13 protein-coding genes are annotated in these 17,154 nt (G+C 71.4%); 8 read left to right on the plus strand and 5 right to left on the minus strand.

All coding sequences use genetic code 11. The annotated features are described in order from the left end of the window. The first annotated feature begins 45 nt into the window (after positions 1-45). Both ACZCAH_RS13560 and ACZCAH_RS13565 read left to right on the plus strand, forming a co-directional pair. Positions 46-1,185 (plus strand): hypothetical protein, encoded by a 1,140-nt coding sequence (locus tag ACZCAH_RS13560; protein ID WP_464341580.1) that lies wholly within the window; start codon positions 46-48, stop codon positions 1,183-1,185. A 61-nt stretch (positions 1,186-1,246) separates the two neighbouring features. After that, positions 1,247-2,956, plus strand: coding sequence for a sensor histidine kinase (locus tag ACZCAH_RS13565; RefSeq protein WP_464341581.1), 1,710 nt, complete (start codon positions 1,247-1,249; stop codon positions 2,954-2,956). Positions 2,957-2,978: 22 nt separating this feature from the next. Here the strand turns inward: ACZCAH_RS13565 and ACZCAH_RS13570 are convergent, their stop codons facing one another. Further along, the gene (locus ACZCAH_RS13570; RefSeq protein ID WP_464341582.1) at positions 2,979-3,890 is read right to left on the minus strand and encodes an oxidoreductase; all 912 of its coding nucleotides are present in this window, start codon (positions 3,888-3,890) and stop codon (positions 2,979-2,981) included. 60 nt (positions 3,891-3,950) lie between these two features. Between ACZCAH_RS13570 and ACZCAH_RS13575 the strand changes: the two genes are divergently transcribed. After that, complete coding sequence (locus tag ACZCAH_RS13575; protein WP_464341583.1) at positions 3,951-4,550, plus strand: TetR/AcrR family transcriptional regulator; 600 nt, start codon at positions 3,951-3,953, stop codon at positions 4,548-4,550. Between the two features lie 58 nt (positions 4,551-4,608). Here the strand turns inward: ACZCAH_RS13575 and ACZCAH_RS13580 are convergent, their stop codons facing one another. The 3 genes from ACZCAH_RS13580 to sbnA are packed head-to-tail and all read right to left on the minus strand — an operon-like array spanning position 4,609 to position 9,048. Further along, a complete protein-coding gene (locus ACZCAH_RS13580) occupies positions 4,609-6,132 on the minus strand; it encodes a type III PLP-dependent enzyme domain-containing protein (protein WP_464341584.1) in 1,524 nt (507 codons plus the stop codon). Further along, positions 6,129-7,955 (minus strand): FAD/NAD(P)-binding protein, encoded by a 1,827-nt coding sequence (locus ACZCAH_RS13585; RefSeq protein WP_464341585.1) that lies wholly within the window; start codon positions 7,953-7,955, stop codon positions 6,129-6,131. The genes ACZCAH_RS13580 and ACZCAH_RS13585 overlap by 4 nt, the downstream gene beginning before the upstream one ends. After that, a complete protein-coding gene (gene sbnA, locus ACZCAH_RS13590) occupies positions 7,948-9,048 on the minus strand; it encodes a 2,3-diaminopropionate biosynthesis protein SbnA (protein ID WP_464341586.1) in 1,101 nt (366 codons plus the stop codon). The genes ACZCAH_RS13585 and sbnA overlap by 8 nt, the downstream gene beginning before the upstream one ends. A gap of 228 nt (positions 9,049-9,276) precedes the next feature. Between sbnA and ACZCAH_RS13595 the strand changes: the two genes are divergently transcribed. The 4 genes from ACZCAH_RS13595 to ACZCAH_RS13610 all read left to right on the plus strand — a co-directional run bounded on the left by ACZCAH_RS13595 (position 9,277) and on the right by ACZCAH_RS13610 (position 12,394). Then, the gene (locus tag ACZCAH_RS13595; RefSeq protein WP_464341587.1) at positions 9,277-9,804 is read left to right on the plus strand and encodes a Dps family protein; all 528 of its coding nucleotides are present in this window, start codon (positions 9,277-9,279) and stop codon (positions 9,802-9,804) included. A gap of 487 nt (positions 9,805-10,291) precedes the next feature. Beyond that, a complete protein-coding gene (locus ACZCAH_RS13600; RefSeq protein WP_464341588.1) occupies positions 10,292-10,795 on the plus strand; it encodes a pyridoxamine 5'-phosphate oxidase family protein in 504 nt (167 codons plus the stop codon). 136 nt (positions 10,796-10,931) lie between these two features. Beyond that, positions 10,932-12,020, plus strand: a complete 1,089-nt coding sequence (locus ACZCAH_RS13605) for a hypothetical protein (RefSeq protein WP_464341589.1) — start codon at positions 10,932-10,934, stop codon at positions 12,018-12,020. Between the two features lie 89 nt (positions 12,021-12,109). Beyond that, positions 12,110-12,394: a GlsB/YeaQ/YmgE family stress response membrane protein gene (locus tag ACZCAH_RS13610; protein WP_464341590.1), complete on the plus strand. Its 285-nt coding sequence runs from the start codon at positions 12,110-12,112 to the stop codon at positions 12,392-12,394. Positions 12,395-12,605: 211 nt separating this feature from the next. Here ACZCAH_RS13610 and ACZCAH_RS13615 read toward each other — a convergent pair whose 3' ends face one another. Then, positions 12,606-14,171 carry a chitinase gene (locus ACZCAH_RS13615; protein WP_464341591.1) on the minus strand — a complete coding sequence of 522 codons (1,566 nt, stop codon included), beginning with the start codon at positions 14,169-14,171 and terminating at the stop codon, positions 12,606-12,608. 166 nt (positions 14,172-14,337) lie between these two features. Here ACZCAH_RS13615 and ACZCAH_RS13620 point away from each other — a divergent pair, with 166 nt between their 5' ends. Continuing rightward, positions 14,338-17,121, plus strand: a complete 2,784-nt coding sequence (locus ACZCAH_RS13620) for a glycosyltransferase family 2 protein (RefSeq protein WP_464341592.1) — start codon at positions 14,338-14,340, stop codon at positions 17,119-17,121. The last annotated feature ends 33 nt before the right edge of the window (positions 17,122-17,154 follow it).

Raw genomic sequence — 17,154 nt, forward strand, 5'->3', positions numbered from 1 at the left:
CCCTAGAGTATGACTGGTCCTTTCTGCTTTCCGAGGAGTCTTCCTGTGACAGCCCGCCGCCTGCCCGCCGTTCGTCTCGGCGCAGGCCTCACCCTCTCGCTGACCTGCGCCGTCGCCGCCCTGACCGGGGTGGCCGCACCGGCGTCGGCGGAGGGTCCCGCACCGGCCGCACCGCCGGCGGTGTGCCAGGGCGCGCAGCTGAGCGTGAGCGCATCCACCGCCGAGGTGGGGCAGACCCTCGCCGTGGAGGGCGTGTGCTTCACGCCGCGCGGCACGGGCCAGCTCACCCTGATCGGCCCCGACGGCAACACCACTCAGGCCGTGACCAGTGACGAGTCGGGGACGGTGGTCGCCTCCGTGACCGCGAGCTCCGCCGGGGAGTACACGGTGATGGTCGAGGTGGACGGGGTCCAGGAGACGGCCCAGTTCGTGGCCACGCCCGGGGAGGACGAGGGCGACGGGACGGACGGCGGCGACGGCGGCGACGGGACGGACGGCGGCTCGGAGCCGGAGCAGCCTGCGGAGCCCAGTGATCCGGCGGACCCCGCTGATCCTGCCGAGCCCACCGATCCGGTGGAGCCGCCTTCGGACGAGGACGCACCGTCGGACGGGGAGACCCCGGGCGATGACGGCGCCGACGACTCCGGCACCGACGACGGTTCGGCCGTTCCCGCGCCGGGCGAGGAGGACCCGCAGGGCGGGGACACCTCCGCCGAGGGCGGCGACGGCACGGACGAGGCCGGGAACGGCACGGACGAGAGCGGCGCGGACGGGTCCGACGCCGGCGCCGATTCCGGACTGGCCGACCAGGACGGCTCGGCCGAGGCCGGCGCCGACGAGGACGGCACGACCGAGGACGGCTCCGACTCCGCCGACGACTCCGCCGAGGACGGCGCGTCCGCCGAGGACGGCGCGTCCGCGGACGGCACGACCGAGGACGAGTCCGCCGAGGAATCCGACAGCACCGGGGACGGCACCGCCGACGGCGAGGACATCGTCCTCGAGGGGCCCTCCCCCGCGATCCCCTCCACCTCCCCCGAGAGCTCCGACGACGCGCAGCAGGACGCCCCGCGCGAGGATCTCGCCGCCACCGGCTTCCCCGTCGGCCCCGTCGCGGCCGCCGCGCTGCTCGCCCTGGGCGCCGGAGGGGCGGCACTGTGGGTTCGGGCCCGTCTGAGCCGCTGATCCGCCGCGCGATGTTCGTCCAATCGCGCACGGACGCCCCTGCAGGACCCACACTGTGCCCATGACCCGTGTGCAGGACGTCCTCGCCCTCATCGTGCGGCCGACGGGCGGCGCGACGTGGAAGCAGCTGTTCTTCGGCACCTTCACCCTGCTCTTCTCGGTGACCGTGTGGCTCTCTGCCGCGGAGCAGCTGGTCCTGTACGAGTTCCTGGCGGGCCTCGCGATGCTGCTGGGGACGACCGTGCTCGCGGTCTGCGTGCCCTGGGATCGACTGCCCGCGACGGCGGTCGCGGCGGTGCCGCTGCTGGACGTGGTGCTGGTGGCGCTGCTGCGGGACAGCATGCGCGACGTGACCATCGCGTTCTCGCTGCTGGTGTTCGTGCCGACCCTGTGGCTCGTCGGCACGTTGCGCGCCCGCGGGGTGTGGCTGTCCACGCTCCTGGTGACGCTGCTGTTCTCGGTCCCGGCGATGGTGCGGAACGTGCCGCTCGACGGGTCGCTCGCGGTGGTCAGCTCGCTGCTGCTGCCGACGACCGTGCTGGGGATGGGCCTGCTGGTGCTGGGCGCGCTGACCTCGATCGACCGCGAGTCCGCACGGGCCCGGCACGCGCTGACCATCCAGACCCAGCTGCTCGAGGCCAGCGCGGCGCAGGAGTCGCAGCTCGAAGCCGTCCTGCACAGCATCGACCTGGCCGTCGTGGTGGTCGACCGCGACGGAACCTTCGAGACGCAGAACCCGGCGATGATCGAACAAGGCCTCCGCGCGCAGCAGCTGTCCGGCGCAGCGAGCACCCAGGAGCGGGACCTGCTGCTGCGCTTCCCGGGGACCACGCGGGAGATCCCGCTGGACCGTCGGCCGGTGGCGCGGGCCATCGCCGGGGAGAGCTTCTCGAACTACATCGTCGCCGTGGGTCCCGACGGGGACAGCCTCAAGCTCTCGGCCTCGGCCCGGCAGATCACCGACCATCTCGGCCACTCCGACGGCGCGGTGGTGGTGTTCTCCGACGTCACCGAGCTGTACGAAACCGTCTCGGCACAGGAGCAGTTCGTGGCGACCGTGTCCCACGAGCTCCGCACCCCGCTGACCTCGGTAATCGGCTTCCTCGAGCTGGCCCAGGATGACGAGGCCCTCGCGGAGGACACCGCCCACTACCTCCAGATCGCGAGTCGCAACGCCGACCAGCTGCAGCAGCTGGTGGAGACGCTGCTGTTCACGCATGTGCAGCGCACAGCCCGCGCCCCGATCGAGCGCACGCCGCTGCGGCTCAGCGATCTGGTGGACGAGGCCTGCGACTCGCTCGGTCCCGCGATCGCGGGGGCGGGACTGACCTTGGAGCGGCACGTGCAGGAGACGCGGCCGGTGCCGATGAACCGGGACCTGATGGTGCAGGCGCTGAACAACCTGCTCTCCAACGCGGTGAAGTACACCCCGCGCGGCGGGACGATCACGGTGCGGGCCCGCGACGTGGACGGAGCGGTGGCGGTCTCCGTGCGGGACACCGGCATCGGGATGACGCCCTCGGAGCAGTCCAAGCTGTTCACCCGGTACTACCGCACGGGCACCTCGAGGGAGCAGCACATCCCGGGGCACGGCATCGGGCTCGCGCACACGCGGCAGATCGTGCTCGACCACGGCGGCCAGCTGTCGGTCCGCTCGAAGGTCGACGAGGGCTCGTCGTTCACGCTGTGGATCCCCTTCGAGGAGGGGATCATGCTCGAGCAGCCCCCCGAGCCGGGCACGCGCACCGGCGCGATGGAGCTCGGGGGCTGAGCACCGGTGCGCGGGCCGCGGCTCAGGCGGAGGCCGCCGCGGCAGGAGCCCGCACGTCGAAGCGCACTCCGGTCAGCTCCTCGGAGGCCTCCCAGAGCAGCCGGGCCATCTCGGTGTCGCGGGCGCGGTCGGAGCGCTCGACGAGACCGGGAGCGCCGCGGGTGCCGAAGCGGCCCGTCGGCCCCACGAAGCTGTCACCCGGCAGGTCCGGGTCGACGGCGGCGCGGAGGGTGGGCAGCGCCCCGGCGTCGGCGTCCTGACCGACGAGGGAGATCAGCCGCTGCTCCACGGCGGAGACGATCCCGCCGCGTCGGTCGCGGCGCAGCAGCTCGGTGCCGGCGAGGCCGGGATGCGCGGCCATCGAGAGCACCGGGGAGCCGGCCTCCGCCAGCCGACGCTGCAGCTCGGCGGTGAACAGCAGGTTCGCGAGCTTGGACTGGGCGTAGGCGGGGAAGGGGCGGTACTCGCGCCGCTCCCAGTTGGGGTCGTGGAGGTTGATCGCCCCGGAACGGTGCGCGATCGAGGACACCGTGACCACGCGCCCGGTGATCTGCGGGAGCAGGCGGCCGGTGAGCGCGAAGTGGCCCAGGTGGTTGGTGCCGAACTGCAGCTCGAAGCCATCGGCGGTGCGGCCGAGTGGCGGGGTCATCAGCCCGGCGTTGTTGAGGAGCAGGTCGACGGGGCGGTCGACGCCGTCGGCGAAGATCTCGATCGAGGCGAGGTCGGCGAGGTCGAGGCGGCGCACCTCGACGTCGCCGGACATGGTCGAGGCGGCGAAGATCCCCTTGCGCACGTCGCGGACGGCGAGGATCACGTGCGCGCCGTGGGCGGCGAGCTGGTGGGCAGTGGACTTGCCGAGGCCGGTGTTGGCCCCGGTGACGATGGCGGTGCGTCCGGTCAGATCGGGGAGCGAATCGGCGGTGAATGTTGCCATGGACCACAATGTAGACAGCGTCAACAGTGTTGTCAACGAAAACATGGGTAGGATCCAGACGTGACCGACACCGCCGACCGCCCCTACCACCACGGCAGCCTGCGCGACACCCTGCTCCGCGCCGCCGAGGAGACCCTGCGCGCGCAGGGCCAGGAGGAGCTGTCCCTGCGGGAGCTCGCCCGCAAGGCCGGGGTGAGCCATGCGGCGCCGAGGCGGCATTTCGCCGACCGCCAGGCCCTCCTGGACGCCCTCGCGATCACCGGTTTCGAGCGGCTCGGCGCGCAGGTCACCGCCGCCGTCGAGCGGGCCGACGCGGACTTCCCCTCCCGCCTGCGCGCCCTCGCCCACGCCTTCGTGCGCTTCGCGACGCGGGACGCCGCGCTGCTCGAGCTGATGTTCTCGAGCAAGCACCGCGAGGGCGCCGAGGAGGTGCGGGCCTCAGCGCGCCACGCCTTCTCCTCGCTCGACGAGGTCATCGAGCAGGGCCGGGAGACCGGCGCCCTGGACCTCACCGACCGTGCCCGCGGCGGCATCGTGCTGGTCGCCTCGCTGCAGGGCATCGCGACGATGATCAACGGCGGCATGGTCGAGCCCGAGCTGCTCGAGGAGCTCACCGATCAGGCGGTGGAGCAGTTCCTGCTCGGGTGCGCGGCGGGCTGAACGCGCACCCCTTCCGAGGAGACGCCACGTCTCCACGCCGCGCACGGCGGCCCAGCGTTCAGGGACCCACCCGCCACGGCCGCGTGGGAGAGACGAGGTCGATCTCGTCGCGGACGACGCCGCGCACCTCGTCGGGCACGCGCTCGACGTTGGAGGCCAGAGGGATCTGGTGGGAGGCGCTCTCGAGGATGTGCATCAGGTAACCGGCGGTGTTGGGCAGAGCGATCACATCCCCCACGGCCACACCCTGGGGGAACACGAGCCGCCTGCGCAGGATCAGCTCCGCCTCGATGCAGTAGGCACCCACGAGGTAGCCCGCGAGGGGTTCTGATCGGTCGATGCCGGCTCGGACCAGCACCGGGTCCACGAGGAAGTCATCGGAGGTGGACCGGCACTGGGTGCGGTTCATCTCGAGCCCCACCAGCGGGACGTCATCGCTGGTGCTGGTGCGCTGGATGACGCGGGCGAGCGTGAGTCCGCAGCCGTCCAGCATGGACCTGCCGGGCTCGCAGCGCAGCTGCACCCGCCGATCCCGCAGCGCGCGTCGGGCCGTCGTGCCGGGGCGGATCTCCTGAACCAGCAGGGCCTCCAACCAGCCGCCGCGGAGTATGCGCTGATGGTACGGGTACACCTGGCGCAACGGCTCGCCCCTCCACACCGGCGACTCGCGCGGTTCCCCGCTGCTGTCCAGCGCGTGCGGAGCGGGCGCCGACGGAGGAACCGGCGCCGCCGTGACCGCGTCGTGTGCGGTCCAGAATGCCTCCCACTCCTCAGCGGACTCGAGATAGCTCATGGGCACGCCGCCGCCGATGTCGACGAAGGCGTCGTGCGTGGCCAGCCCGCGATGACGAAGGCTGTCGATCAACTCCAGCGCCTCCCCGAGCGCCTCGGCTCGAGCAGCCGGGTCGTAGCCGTGCAGATGGAAGTGCACGCCCTGGACCTCGAACCGATCGCCGATCCCGCCCGCATCGATGAGGCGCAGCCAGGTCTCGGCGGATTCCCCGAACCGCGTGGCCGGGATCAGGTCACTGGGACGGGGCGCCAGGCGCAGCGCGACGGGGAAGGGATCGACCGCTCCCCCGCCCGCACCGTCCTGAGCATCTGCCGCGAGCTCGTCCGCGAGGCGGCGCGCGGCGATGACCTCGTCGAGGTTGTCCAGGACGAGCAGGGAGCGCGACTCCAGCACGAGGCGCAGCAGCGGATCGGGCTTGATGGCGGCCGTGACCACGACGTCCTGCGGCGGCACCCCGGCGTCCAGCACCTGGCTCAGCTCACGCTCGCTGCCGACGTCCAGGCCCAGTCCGGCGCGATGGGCCGCTCGCACGAGGCCGAGCGTCTTGTTCGCCTTGCGGGCGACGAAGATGCGGAGGTCCACGCCCTGCGCCTCCGCCACGGACGTGAGGTCCCGGGCATTGCGCGGGAGCGCGGTGAAGTCGTGGACGTTCAGCGGGCTCCCGAACTCCTCGAGGAGCTCCGTGCACGCGGCGGGGTCAGCCAGCAGCTCGAGCATCCAGGGCTCGAGCCGGGCGGAGAGCGGCGGATCGCCGTGGCAGGCGCTCCGCAGGGCGGTCTCGTGGTTCACGCAGGGTCCTTCCGGTTGTCAGCGACGGCCCGGAGACCCGGGAGGGGGTCTCGCGGACCGGGGGCGCGGAGTCTCTCCATGATCCGCAGCGCCCAGCGCTGCGCGTCGTCGTGCAGGTGCCGGTTGAGCGTGTCATTGCCGATCACGTGGTCCTCGGTGGGGCGTCCGATGAGCGCCAGCCCCGGTGACGCGCTCGTGGGGGCCCCGGTGGCGGAGACGGAGGCCTCGACGGATCCGGCCTCGTCGGTCCGTGCACCCCGTCGACCGGGGCGCGTCCGCACCAGCCCGCGGCGCCGCAGTGCGGTGATCAGCTCATCGTCCACCTGCGTGACCCCGGGCGGCGCGAGCACCGCATCGATCACCACGTCGACCTCCCTCCCCCGCTCCACGCACTTCGCGGTGCACTGCTCAGGTCCGTGCGGTGAGTCATGCACCCCGCCGCCGTCGATGCGGGTGCCGGCATCCATCCAGCTGAGGTCCACCAGGCCGCCATCGATCAGGGCCAGGAGCTTGCGCGCGGAGACGAGCGGCGGCCCGAAGGCGAACCGTTCGAGCGTCCGCGCGGAGCGGTGAAGGCGCCGCCATTCGTCCTCGGGCGCCTCGGTGCCCCGCAGACGGCGCGAGATCTCCGGATAGAGGGTCTGCCACATTCGGCCCAGCGCCCACGCGGGTCCAGGGGGCCGGGTTCCCTGGGCGATCTCGACGCTGCGACGCAGAGCGGTCACGGCCCGGCCGCTCCCTCGCGGGAGATCGGGTTCCGCTCCGGTGAGCAGGGTGTGCTCGACCTCGTCGCGAGCACCGTCGCCGAGCATGGCGGTCGCGGCGTCGACCACGATCTCCAGCACGTCATCCGGGCCGATCCCGGCGCGTCCGGGAGCCTCGGGCCTGCCGGTGTCCGTGCCGGCGCCGGGTCCTCGCCCCTGTGCGGAGGCGAGTCGGGCGCGGGCGCGGGCGGCCGCTCGCTCCGCGCCGGCGGGGAGAGGCGAGCCCGGGTCCGGCTTCGAGTCCAGCAGCAACCCCTCCCGGGAGACGGGGCGGATCACGGCCGGCTCCCGCCCCCCGCGCGCCATCGCGAGCCGCGGTGCTCGCCCGCCGACCTCCGTGAAGACCGTGCCCCGCGCCTCCGTGAGGGACAGGCAGGCGTCGAGGAAGGTCAGCGCCGCTCCTCTCACGGCCACGCGGGATCCGGGCGGAACGCGGTCGAGCGAGAGCATCTCCTCGGTCGGGAGCACGGCGGGGATCAACGGGGTGCGGGAGCTCCAGCTCCGACTCAGCGCCCCCGGGTGATCGGTGGCATGCCCGGTGGCCAGCAGCACCTCGTCCACCTCGTCGACGTGTTCCACCCCGGCCACGAGATGCCATCCGGCCTCACCACGCTCGAGGTCGCTGACGCGCGCCGGTATCCGGTGCAGACCCGCGTGCCGGGAGAGGCCGCGCTCCATGCGCTGCCATCGCTGGGCCAGGTACTCGCCCACCACCGCACGCGGGGGGAAGGGGTCCGAGGCCAGGTCCGGATAGGGGCCGGCGACCCAGTCGCTGAACGCCGGGAAGTCTTCGGTCGCCGGCTCGTCCAGGATCGCGGCCGTGACGTTCAGCCGCAGATGGTGGGGCTGCCGGGGGTCGTAGGCCGAGCCCGTCCCGGGGATGCGCACGTCATCGATCACCGTCACCTCCAGGCCGCCCGGCGCCGCGACCTCGGGGCCTGCCGCGGACGCCAGCTGCGCGGTGAGCTCCTCCAGGGCGTAGAGCGCCTTCGGCCCGGCGCCTACCACGGCGATCCGCAGGGCGTGCCGGGGCTCGGCGAGCCGACGCCCGTCAGTCACGTCGTGCGGTCCTGCGCAGGTCGTCGATCCCCCGGCGGATCCGCTGTCCGTCGGCCTCCAGAGTCTTCAGCGTCCAGGCATCGTCGTAGACCGTGTCGAGATAGGGGACGCCGCCGTCGTGCACGATGAGGACGACGCGGGATCCGACCTCGAGCGTGGGCACCAGGCCGCCGAGGGCGTGGACGATCCCCCCGGTCGATGCGCCCGCGAGGATGCCCTCGCTGCGTGCCAGATGCCGAGCCCCGACCACGCTCTCGAAAGCGGAGACGCGGATGACCTGGTCGGGCTCGACCTGCCTCGAGAGATCGGTGACCAGTCCCGCACCCATACCGGGCAGGGGGCGCGGGGCCGCCTTCCCCCCGAAGAGCACGGACCCCACCGCATCGACCGCGACGGTGCGCGTCGCCAGGGAATGGTCCCGGATGTAGGCGGAGCAGCCGCCGATCGTGCCCGTCGTGGAGACGGCCGCCATCAGCACGTCCAGGTCTCCGCCGGTGGCCTCCGCGATCTCCCGCATGGTCCCCTCGTAGTGGGCGCGCGGGTTCGCAGGATTGCCGTACTGGTACAGGTTGACCGCGCCGGGGATCTCCTCGAGGAGCTGCTCGACCCGGTGGAAGCGCGCCGTGAGCAGGTCCCCGGTCTCCGGATCGGGCTCCGAGACCATGGAGACCTCTCCGCCGAGGGCCTCGATGGTGCGCACCGTGGTCGCGTTGGTCCGGGCATCGAGGACGCACACGAAACGCAGGTCATGGGCGCGGCAGGCACGTGCCAGCGCGACGCCCAGATTCCCGGACGAGGATTCCACCACCGTGCCGCCCGGCGACAGGCGGCCCGACTGCAGCGCCTCGCGGACCATGCCCAGGGCGGGACGATCCTTCGTGGAACCGCCGGGATTGACGGACTCGAGCTTCGCCAGGATCTCGACGCCCGACTCGGGGAACAGCGACCTGAGCCGCACGAGCGGCGTCCCCCCGATCGCTCCGCCGATTCCCTCCACGATGGTGCGGGGTGGCGTCGGGGATCGATCGGGACCGACAGGGGCGAAGTCGCCAGACTCAGCCCGCGCCACGACGGGCTGATCACGTTCGGTCATCGAAACATCTCCCTCGCGAAGAGCGCGGCGAACAGGGGAGATTCGTCGCGTCCGCTCACCCTACAGTCAGCAACCGGAGCGCCCGGTGCTTCGGGCGGACCACGCGGGCCCGGCGCCTCACCTCGTAGTGGGCGCCGATGCGCCGGTGATAACGTGCTGTGGTCTGCGCCACCCAGGACGGCATCCGTGGTCCCCGCAGAGGCTAGATCGAGACGAAGGAGCTGTGCGATGAACAAGACCGTTGACGTCCCGAATCCGTCGGGAGCTAAGCGAACGCGGCCCGAGAACGCGGAGGGCGGTTTCCTCGCGTCCGACGCCCTGGCCAAGAACCTGCAGCGGGTGCTCGTGGAGCTCACCGCCCTGCACCTCGTGGGCAAGCAGGCCCACTGGAACATCGTGGGTCCCAACTTCCGCGACCTGCACCTCAACCTCGATGAGGTCGTGGACATCGCGCGGGAAGCCGCGGATGACGTGGCCGAGCGGATGCGCGCACTTCATGCCACGCCCGACGGTCGCCCAGCGGTCGTGGCGGAACAGAGCTCCCTGCCCGAGTTTCCGCAGGGAGAGGTGCTCACGCACGACGCGATCGATCTGGTGACCTCGGCGATCGAGGCGACCGTGGCCAGCATGCGCGACGTCCACGACGAGGTCGACGAGGCCGATCCGACCTCGGCCGACATCCTCCACGGCGTCATCGAGAAGCTCGAGCAGCAGGCCTGGTTCATCAGCGCCGAGACGCGTACGCCGAGCTCCTGACGCCGCTCACGGCGACACTCGCCCCTCGAGGGCGGGCTCGCATCGACCGGGGCCCGGTCGGTCCCGTGCCGGATGGAAAGGACAGCGACCTTGAACACGCACGTGCCTCCTCGAGACGTCGCCGCCGCCGCTCAGCGAGCGGTCCGGTGGATCTCCGAGGGAAGAGCCGGGAGAGGTTTCACGGACACCGGGGACCACCGCGCTCGCCAGCTCGCGGCTCGCGATGGCCTGACCGACCAAGAGGTCGGGAAGATGAAGCGATACTTCTCCCGTCACCAGCATGACTCGGAGGCGCAGGGCTTTCGCCGGGGGGAGGAGGGCTACCCGTCGCCCGGACGTGTCGCGTGGGATGCGTGGGGCGGCGATCCCGGACGCGCTTGGGCGGGGCGGAAGAAGTTCGATGCCCTCTGACAGGGAGCACGCCCCCTCCCCTCACCGCCATGATCAGACCACCAGTGGATTCCGCCAACGGACGAAGGAGACGAGCATGACCAGCAACGAGGACAGCTCGCGAACGCAGGAACTCACCCGTCACGACGTCGCCGCCACGCTGCGGGACTCTCGGGTCGTCATGCTGACGACCTCCGCGGGCGGAGACAAGCTCGTCTCCCACCCGATGACCATCCAGGGTGTCACCGACGACGCGGACGTCTGGTTCTTCGTCGGACTCGAGGGGGACCAGGCGAAGGCGCTCTCGGGCGGGAACGCGGTGAACATCTCGGTAGCGCGCTCCGGGTCCTGGCTGTCGGTCGCCGGGACGGCCGAATTCGTGGACGACCGGGCGAAGGTGCAGGAGCTGTGGGACGACTCCGCCGAGGGCTACTTCCCCGAGGGCCCCACCGATCCGACGCTGGGCCTGCTCCTCGTCAGGACCGAGTCCGCGCAGTTCTGGGGCCTGCCGGGTGGTCGGATCGCCGGCGCGGTCCACATGGTCAAGGCGATGGTCACGAAGGAGCGCGCGCCGGGCGGGACCGGCACGACGGAACTCTGAGCCGCACGACCGCCGAAGTCGACGCTGCCCCCGTCTCGCTCGTTCCCGGAACTCGTCGCGCCGGAGTCAGGGGAAAGCACCTCCGACAGCACCTGAGAGACTGGGGGCGAGTGTCCGCGGGAGGTGGAGATCAGCGATGGCAGATGACACGCCCCATGGTGTGCGCGTTCTCCTGGTGTCGGATCCGGGGCTCCCGACCCGACGCGCACACGCGCTCAGGGATGACCTGGAGAAGTATCTGACGGAGGAATTCCGCCCACCGGTGGAGGTGCATACGCGCACGGCGATGCTCCGCCTGAGGCCCGATGACTCCCTCGACCTCGATGATGCCGTGCAGATCGCGCGGGAGTTCGGGCACCCGGACGTCGTGCTGCTGTTGACGGAGCTTCCCCGGCTCACGGATGGACGACCTCTGATCGCGGAGATCTTCCCTGAGGAGAACGTCGCGGTGATCTCGTGTCCGACGCTGGGAGCGTTCGCGACCCGGCGACGGATCCTGGACGCCCTCATGGACTGCATCCTCAGGATGACTCATCCGGCTGGCCCGAGGGGTCCGTCGCGGTTCGGTCGATCATGGCGTCACTGGAACGACGCCGACGACGCGGGAGCCCACTCGACTCTCCACGCCGGCATGGCGCTCGGCGGCGTCAGGATGGTCCTCGGGATGGTCGCCGGCAATGAGCCCCTCAAGACCGCTCCGCGACTCTCGAGCGCCCTGGCAGCGGCCTCCGCCACGGGGGCCTTCGGGATCTTCTACAGCTCGATCTGGGCGATGTCCACGTTCCTCTCCACACCTCGCCTGCTCAGCATCGGGGCCCTCGCGATCGGTGCGATGATCCTCTGGCTGATCCTCAGCAACGTGTTATGGGATTCGCCGAAACGGAGCTCTCTGGCCCGAGTCGTGCTGCTGTACAACCTCTCCACGGTCATGACGCTGCTGGTCTGCGTGGCCGCCCTCTACCTGGCTCTCGTCCTCCTCATCCTGATAGGTGGACTGATCGTGATCTCGCCGGAGTACATGACCGAGATCATCGGTCAGGAACCGACCTTCACGACCTACCTGGACATCGCGTGGCTCAGCGCGGCCATGGGTGTCGTCGCCGGTGCCCTCGGTTCGAGCTTCGACCGCGAGACGAATCTCCGCTCCCTCACACACGGTCAGCGTGAGCGCCAGCGCCGATACACCGAGGAGAGCGAGCCCGGGTCAACCCATCAAACGTCGTGATCCTGCTCCGGATGCCGTAGGGTCGACAGGTCCCGGAGCGGGCGGCAGAGACGTCCCCTCCTTTCCCCACCCCTACAGGAGTGATCATCATGGGCTTCATCGGAGCTCTCATCTCGTGGCTCATCATCGGCGCGGTCGTCGGTCTGATCGCCCGCGCGATCATGCCCGGCAAGCAGCACATGGGCATCGGCAGCACCATCCTTCTCGGCGTCGTGGGCGCTCTGGTCGGCGGGTTCATCGGCGGGCTCTTCGGACCCAAGGGCGTCAGCGGCGTCTTCTCGGACCCGTGGAGCGTGTGGACGATCGTGCTCTCCGTCATCGGCGCACTGATCGTCATGGTCGTCTACGGCCTGGCCACGGGCCGTCGCCGCTGAGCGGTCAAGCACTCCTCGCCGCGCCCCGTCCCTTCCGGGACGGGGGCGCGGCGTCGTCTGAGCCTGCGTCTGCAGACAGCGCCTCATCCCGGACGGTTCGTCGGTGAGAGGTGGACGGCGGAGCGATGCAGGTTCTCGGTCTCCTGCTCGGGCGGCCGATGCCGGCGACGCGGATCCCGCAGCCGGCCGGCGGGCGCTCCCCGTCCGACTCTCAGGCTCCGCCGTCGGACGGCGAGCCGCCGGCGAGCACCGTGCGCACCTCGTCCTGGTCGAGGGCCCGCCAGGGCGAGGAGTCGGCGTTGGCGTAGGCGCCCTCAGGGCTGTCGCCCTGGGTCCACCAGCGGGCGACGTAGAGGGTCCCGTCGAAGAGGACCATCGACCCGGCCTCGTAGACTGTCTCGCCGTCCCACGCGGGGGCGGTGCCCGCGGGGATCTCGACCTTCGGGGCGGGGGTCTCCCCCGGCATGACCGGGCCCACGAGGGTCCACGGGGCCTCGAAGTCCTGCAGCACGGGATTGTCCGGGGCCTCGCCCTGGTTCCACCACTTCGCGATGTAGACGTTGCCGTGCCACACCACCTTGGAGCCCGCGGTGTACGGCGAGTCCTCGTTCCAGACCGGATAGGGGCTGGTCTCCGGATCGTCCTCGACCACCGCCTCCGCGGCCTCCTCCCGGGTGCGGGCGGCGGCGGAGTCGTCGGGGGTGCCCGTGAACCCGGCGGAGAGGAGCTCGGCGTAGCTCGCGTCGCCCTGGTCCACGCCGCTGCACGAATCGGAGACGACGCTCGTGTCCGGGTAGTTCGCACCGCAGGTGCGGTCACGGTTCATCGACCACATCGACATCCGCCCCACTCCGTTCTCGCGGGCGAAGGCGTTGAGGCGGCGGGCGTCCTCGAGGCTGAGGACGTCCTGCGGGAGGTCGTTCTGGCCGATCATCGGGGTCGCACCGATCTTGGTCCACAGCGAGGCGGGGCCCTGGTGCATGCCGGCCGCGTCGTAGAGGATGCCGAGCTGGCGGTGCAGGGAGGTGAGGGACTCCTCGGCCGCCGCGGCGAGATCGTCCTCGGCATCGAGGTTCATCGTCATGGCGTTGATGCCGGCGAGGTCCACGCCCGCGTCGAGGAAGGCGGCGACCGTGTTCGTGCCGTCCTCGGTGAGGCCGGTGGTGGCGATCGGGAGGGTCAGCCAGACGGCGAGCTCCTCGCCGTCGGCCCGCTTCTCGGTCTGCAGCTGGGCGACGGCCTCGGCGCGGCGGGCCATCGCCGCGGGGTCCTTGAGCGCCTCACCCTCGAGGTCGAGGTCGATGGTGGTGAGCGTGTAGCGGTCGATGACCTGCTCGTAGGCGGCGGCGAGCTGCTCAACATCGGTGCAGGCGTCGCCCAGCTCGGTGTTGAGCAGGCCGCCGAAGCTGACCACCACGTCCCGGTCCTGATCGCGCAGCCGCTCGATGCGGCGGTCGAGATCGAGATCGGTGCCGGCCTGGTCGAGGGTGTAGGCGGTGCCCCAGGTGGGGGTGCAGCTCTGCGGGTCCGCGGCGACGATGAAGGAGAGGACGGCCGACTCGCTGCCCTCGCCGGTCTCCGCCTCGAAGGCGTAGGTGGGGGTCGCGGTGACGTCGACGTAGCCGGCGAACCAGGGCGAGCCGTGGGATCGGGCCTGCGCCGCGTCCCGCTCGTTCCGCACGAAGATCCACCCCGCAGTGATCACCACGGCGAACACCACCAGCACCGCGACCAGTCGCGGAACCGACAGCCGACGCCCCTCGAAACGACCGCTCATCTCGCCTCCATCCGACACGAATTCGTCCAAGTCGGACAGATGCCTATAGTAGCGACAGCGCAGCAGCGCACCGGGCGCGTCCAGCGCTCTCATCTCCCTGCGGTCCTCGGCTCTTCGCGCGCGTGCGCGAGCGCCCCGGACGGCGGCGATCGACCCGAGGAGTGCCATGACCGCGCTTCAGGACCAGTCCGTGCAGGCGGAAGAGGCCCCGACCCGCGTCCGCGCCCACCAGTGGGGCGCCGAGCGGTCCACCCGGCCGCTGCCGATCCTGCACCGCCGCCCGCGCTCCTCCACGATCACGCTGGGCCGGCTCGCGATCCTGGCCACGGTGATGTGCTGGGCGATCTACGTGATCACCACGGTGCTGCGCCAGCTGGTGGAGAACGACGACTTCGACCTGCGACTCACCCTCGAGCTGGTCTCCTACCTGGTCACCGTCACCTTCCTGACCTTCTCGGCGCTCATGTACATGCTCGCGCGACAGGGAGCGCTGTACCGCTTCCGGGATCATCTGCGCACGCCGCGGGAGGAGCTCGACCGCCACTTCAGCGACGGCTACGACAAGCTGGTCACGGTGCTCATCCCCTCCTACGTGGAGGAGGTGGGCGTGGTCCGCAAGACGCTGTGGTCCGCGGCGCTGCAGGAGTTCCCGCGGCTGCGGGTGGTGCTGCTGGTGGACGACCCGCCCCACCCCACGGCGCCCGAGCGGATCGCCTCCCTCGAGGCGACCCGTCTGCTGGGCCCCGAGATCGAGGCGGCGCTGCAGGAGCCGCGCCAGCGCCTCGCCCAGGCCGCCGCGGCCTTCGCCGAGAGGGAGGACCCCGCGCGGACCGACGGCCCCGCGGAGGCCGCCCGTCTGGCGGAGCAGTACCAGTACGCCGCGCAGTGGCTCGAGGAGATGGCCGCCGCGGAGCGGATCGAGGACCACACCGACAACTTCTTCGTGGACGAGGTGCTGCGGGGCCTCGCCGCGGACCTCGGGATCACCGAGCTGGCGCTGCGCACCGCCGCCGCCCAGAGCGAGTCGCCGAGCCGCGAGCGGCTGGGCCAGCTGTACGACCGGCTGGTGCGGATCTTCACCGCGGAGGTCACCTCCTTCGAGCGGAAGGCCTACGCCTCCCTCTCCCACGAGGCGAACAAGGCGATGAACGTGAACTCGTACATCTCGCTGATCGGCCGGGACTGGCGGCAGGAGGACACGGCCGACGGGCCGGCCCTGCGCCCCGCGGAGCCCGGCGACGAGGTGGCCCTCTCGGTCCCGCCGAGCCAGTACCTGCTCACCCTCGACGCGGACTCGATGCTGCTGCGCGACTACTGCCTGCGCCTGGTCGAGTTCCTCGAGCAGCCCGGCAACGAGCGGGTCGCGGTCACCCAGACCCCGTACTCCTCGTACCGCGGGGCGCCGACCCGGATCGAGCGGCTGGCCGGGGCGACCACGGACATCCAGCACATCCAGCACCAGGGCATGACCTACTACGGGGCGACGTTCTGGGTGGGGGCGAACGCGGTGATCCGCACCGAGGCGCTCGAGGACATCGCGCACACCGAGACCGTGGGCGGCTTCCCGATCACCACCTACATCCAGGACCGCACGGTCATCGAGGACACCGAGTCCTCGATCGACATCGGCGCGCACGGCTGGACGCTCGAGAACTACCCGGAGCGGCTCTCCTACTCGGCGACCCCGCCGGACTTCGGCTCGCTCGTGGTGCAGCGGCGCCGCTGGGCGAACGGCGGCCTGATCATCTGGCCCAAGCTCGCCTCGCTCGTCGCGGAGCGGCGCCGACGCCGGGAGCCGGTGCTGCTGCGCGAGGTGCTGCTGCGCACGAACTACATGGCCTCGATCACCTGGGCCAGCTTCGGCCTACTGTTCCTGCTGGCCTACCCGTACGACTCGCGGCTGCTGAGCGTGTGGGTGTTCCTCGCGGCGGTGCCGTACTTCTGCTGCATGGGCGCGGACCTGCGCTACTCCGGCTACCGCTTCAGCGACATCTTCCGGATCTACGGCTTCAACCTGGTGCTGCTCGCCGTGAACCTCGCGGGCGTGCTGAAGTCGCTGCAGCAGATGCTCTCCGGGGAGAAGATCCCCTTCGCCCGCACCCCGAAGGTCGCCGATCGCACCGCGGCCCCGGCCCTCTACATCCTGGTGCCGTGGGCGATCGTGGTGTTCTCCGTGGTGACGATCTACCGCGACGTGAACGCGCAGAACTGGGGCAACGCCGCCTTCGCGACCCTGAACGCGACGCTGTGCCTGCTCGCGATCCTCTCCTACATCGGCCTGCGCAACTCGGTCGTGGACGTGGTGCTGGGCCTGGTCGACTGGATGTTCGTCCCCGTGCGCAAGCGTCCGGCGCACGGTAAGCGGGCGGAGGCGGGGGCCGCAGCGGAGCCGGAGCTGGACTGGCGGGCGCTGCTCTACCACGGCGACGGCACCCCGGACATGCCGCGGCCCACCGCGCACCTGGAGCGTCAGCGGCGAGCCTCGAGCCGCTCCCGCACCTGGGACCGGCCGATCCACCGCTACGCCTCGACGCCGGGCGCGGCACCGCTGGTGCGCAGCGCCGAGATCACGGAGCTGGGATCGGAGCTGGAGGGCTTCGAGGACGTCGCGGTCGAGTTCGCGGCGGCCTTCGTGTCGATGTGGCCGAAGCGGCTGCACAACCTCCGCGAGGCGGTCGTCGCCGAGGACCTCCCGGCGATCCGGGATGCGGCCGGCTCGGTGCGCGTCTCCGCGATGATGATCGGTGCCGATCGGCTGGAGAGCGCGGCCGATCACCTGCTCGTGGAGGCGGAGACGGAGGGCCCGGCGGCGGCGCGCCAACCGCTGGCCGAGCTGGTCGAGGTGGGCGAGGCGACGGTGCGCGCGATGCGCGCGGAGTTCTTCCGCGAGGAGTCCGGCGCGCACGGCCGGCATGCGGCCGAGGAGGCGCGGGCGGCCGACGGGAGCTGAGCTCCCGGCCGGGCTCCGCCGGCCTCTGCTGAG

This window comes from Brachybacterium sp. B718/18, assembly GCF_055454375.1.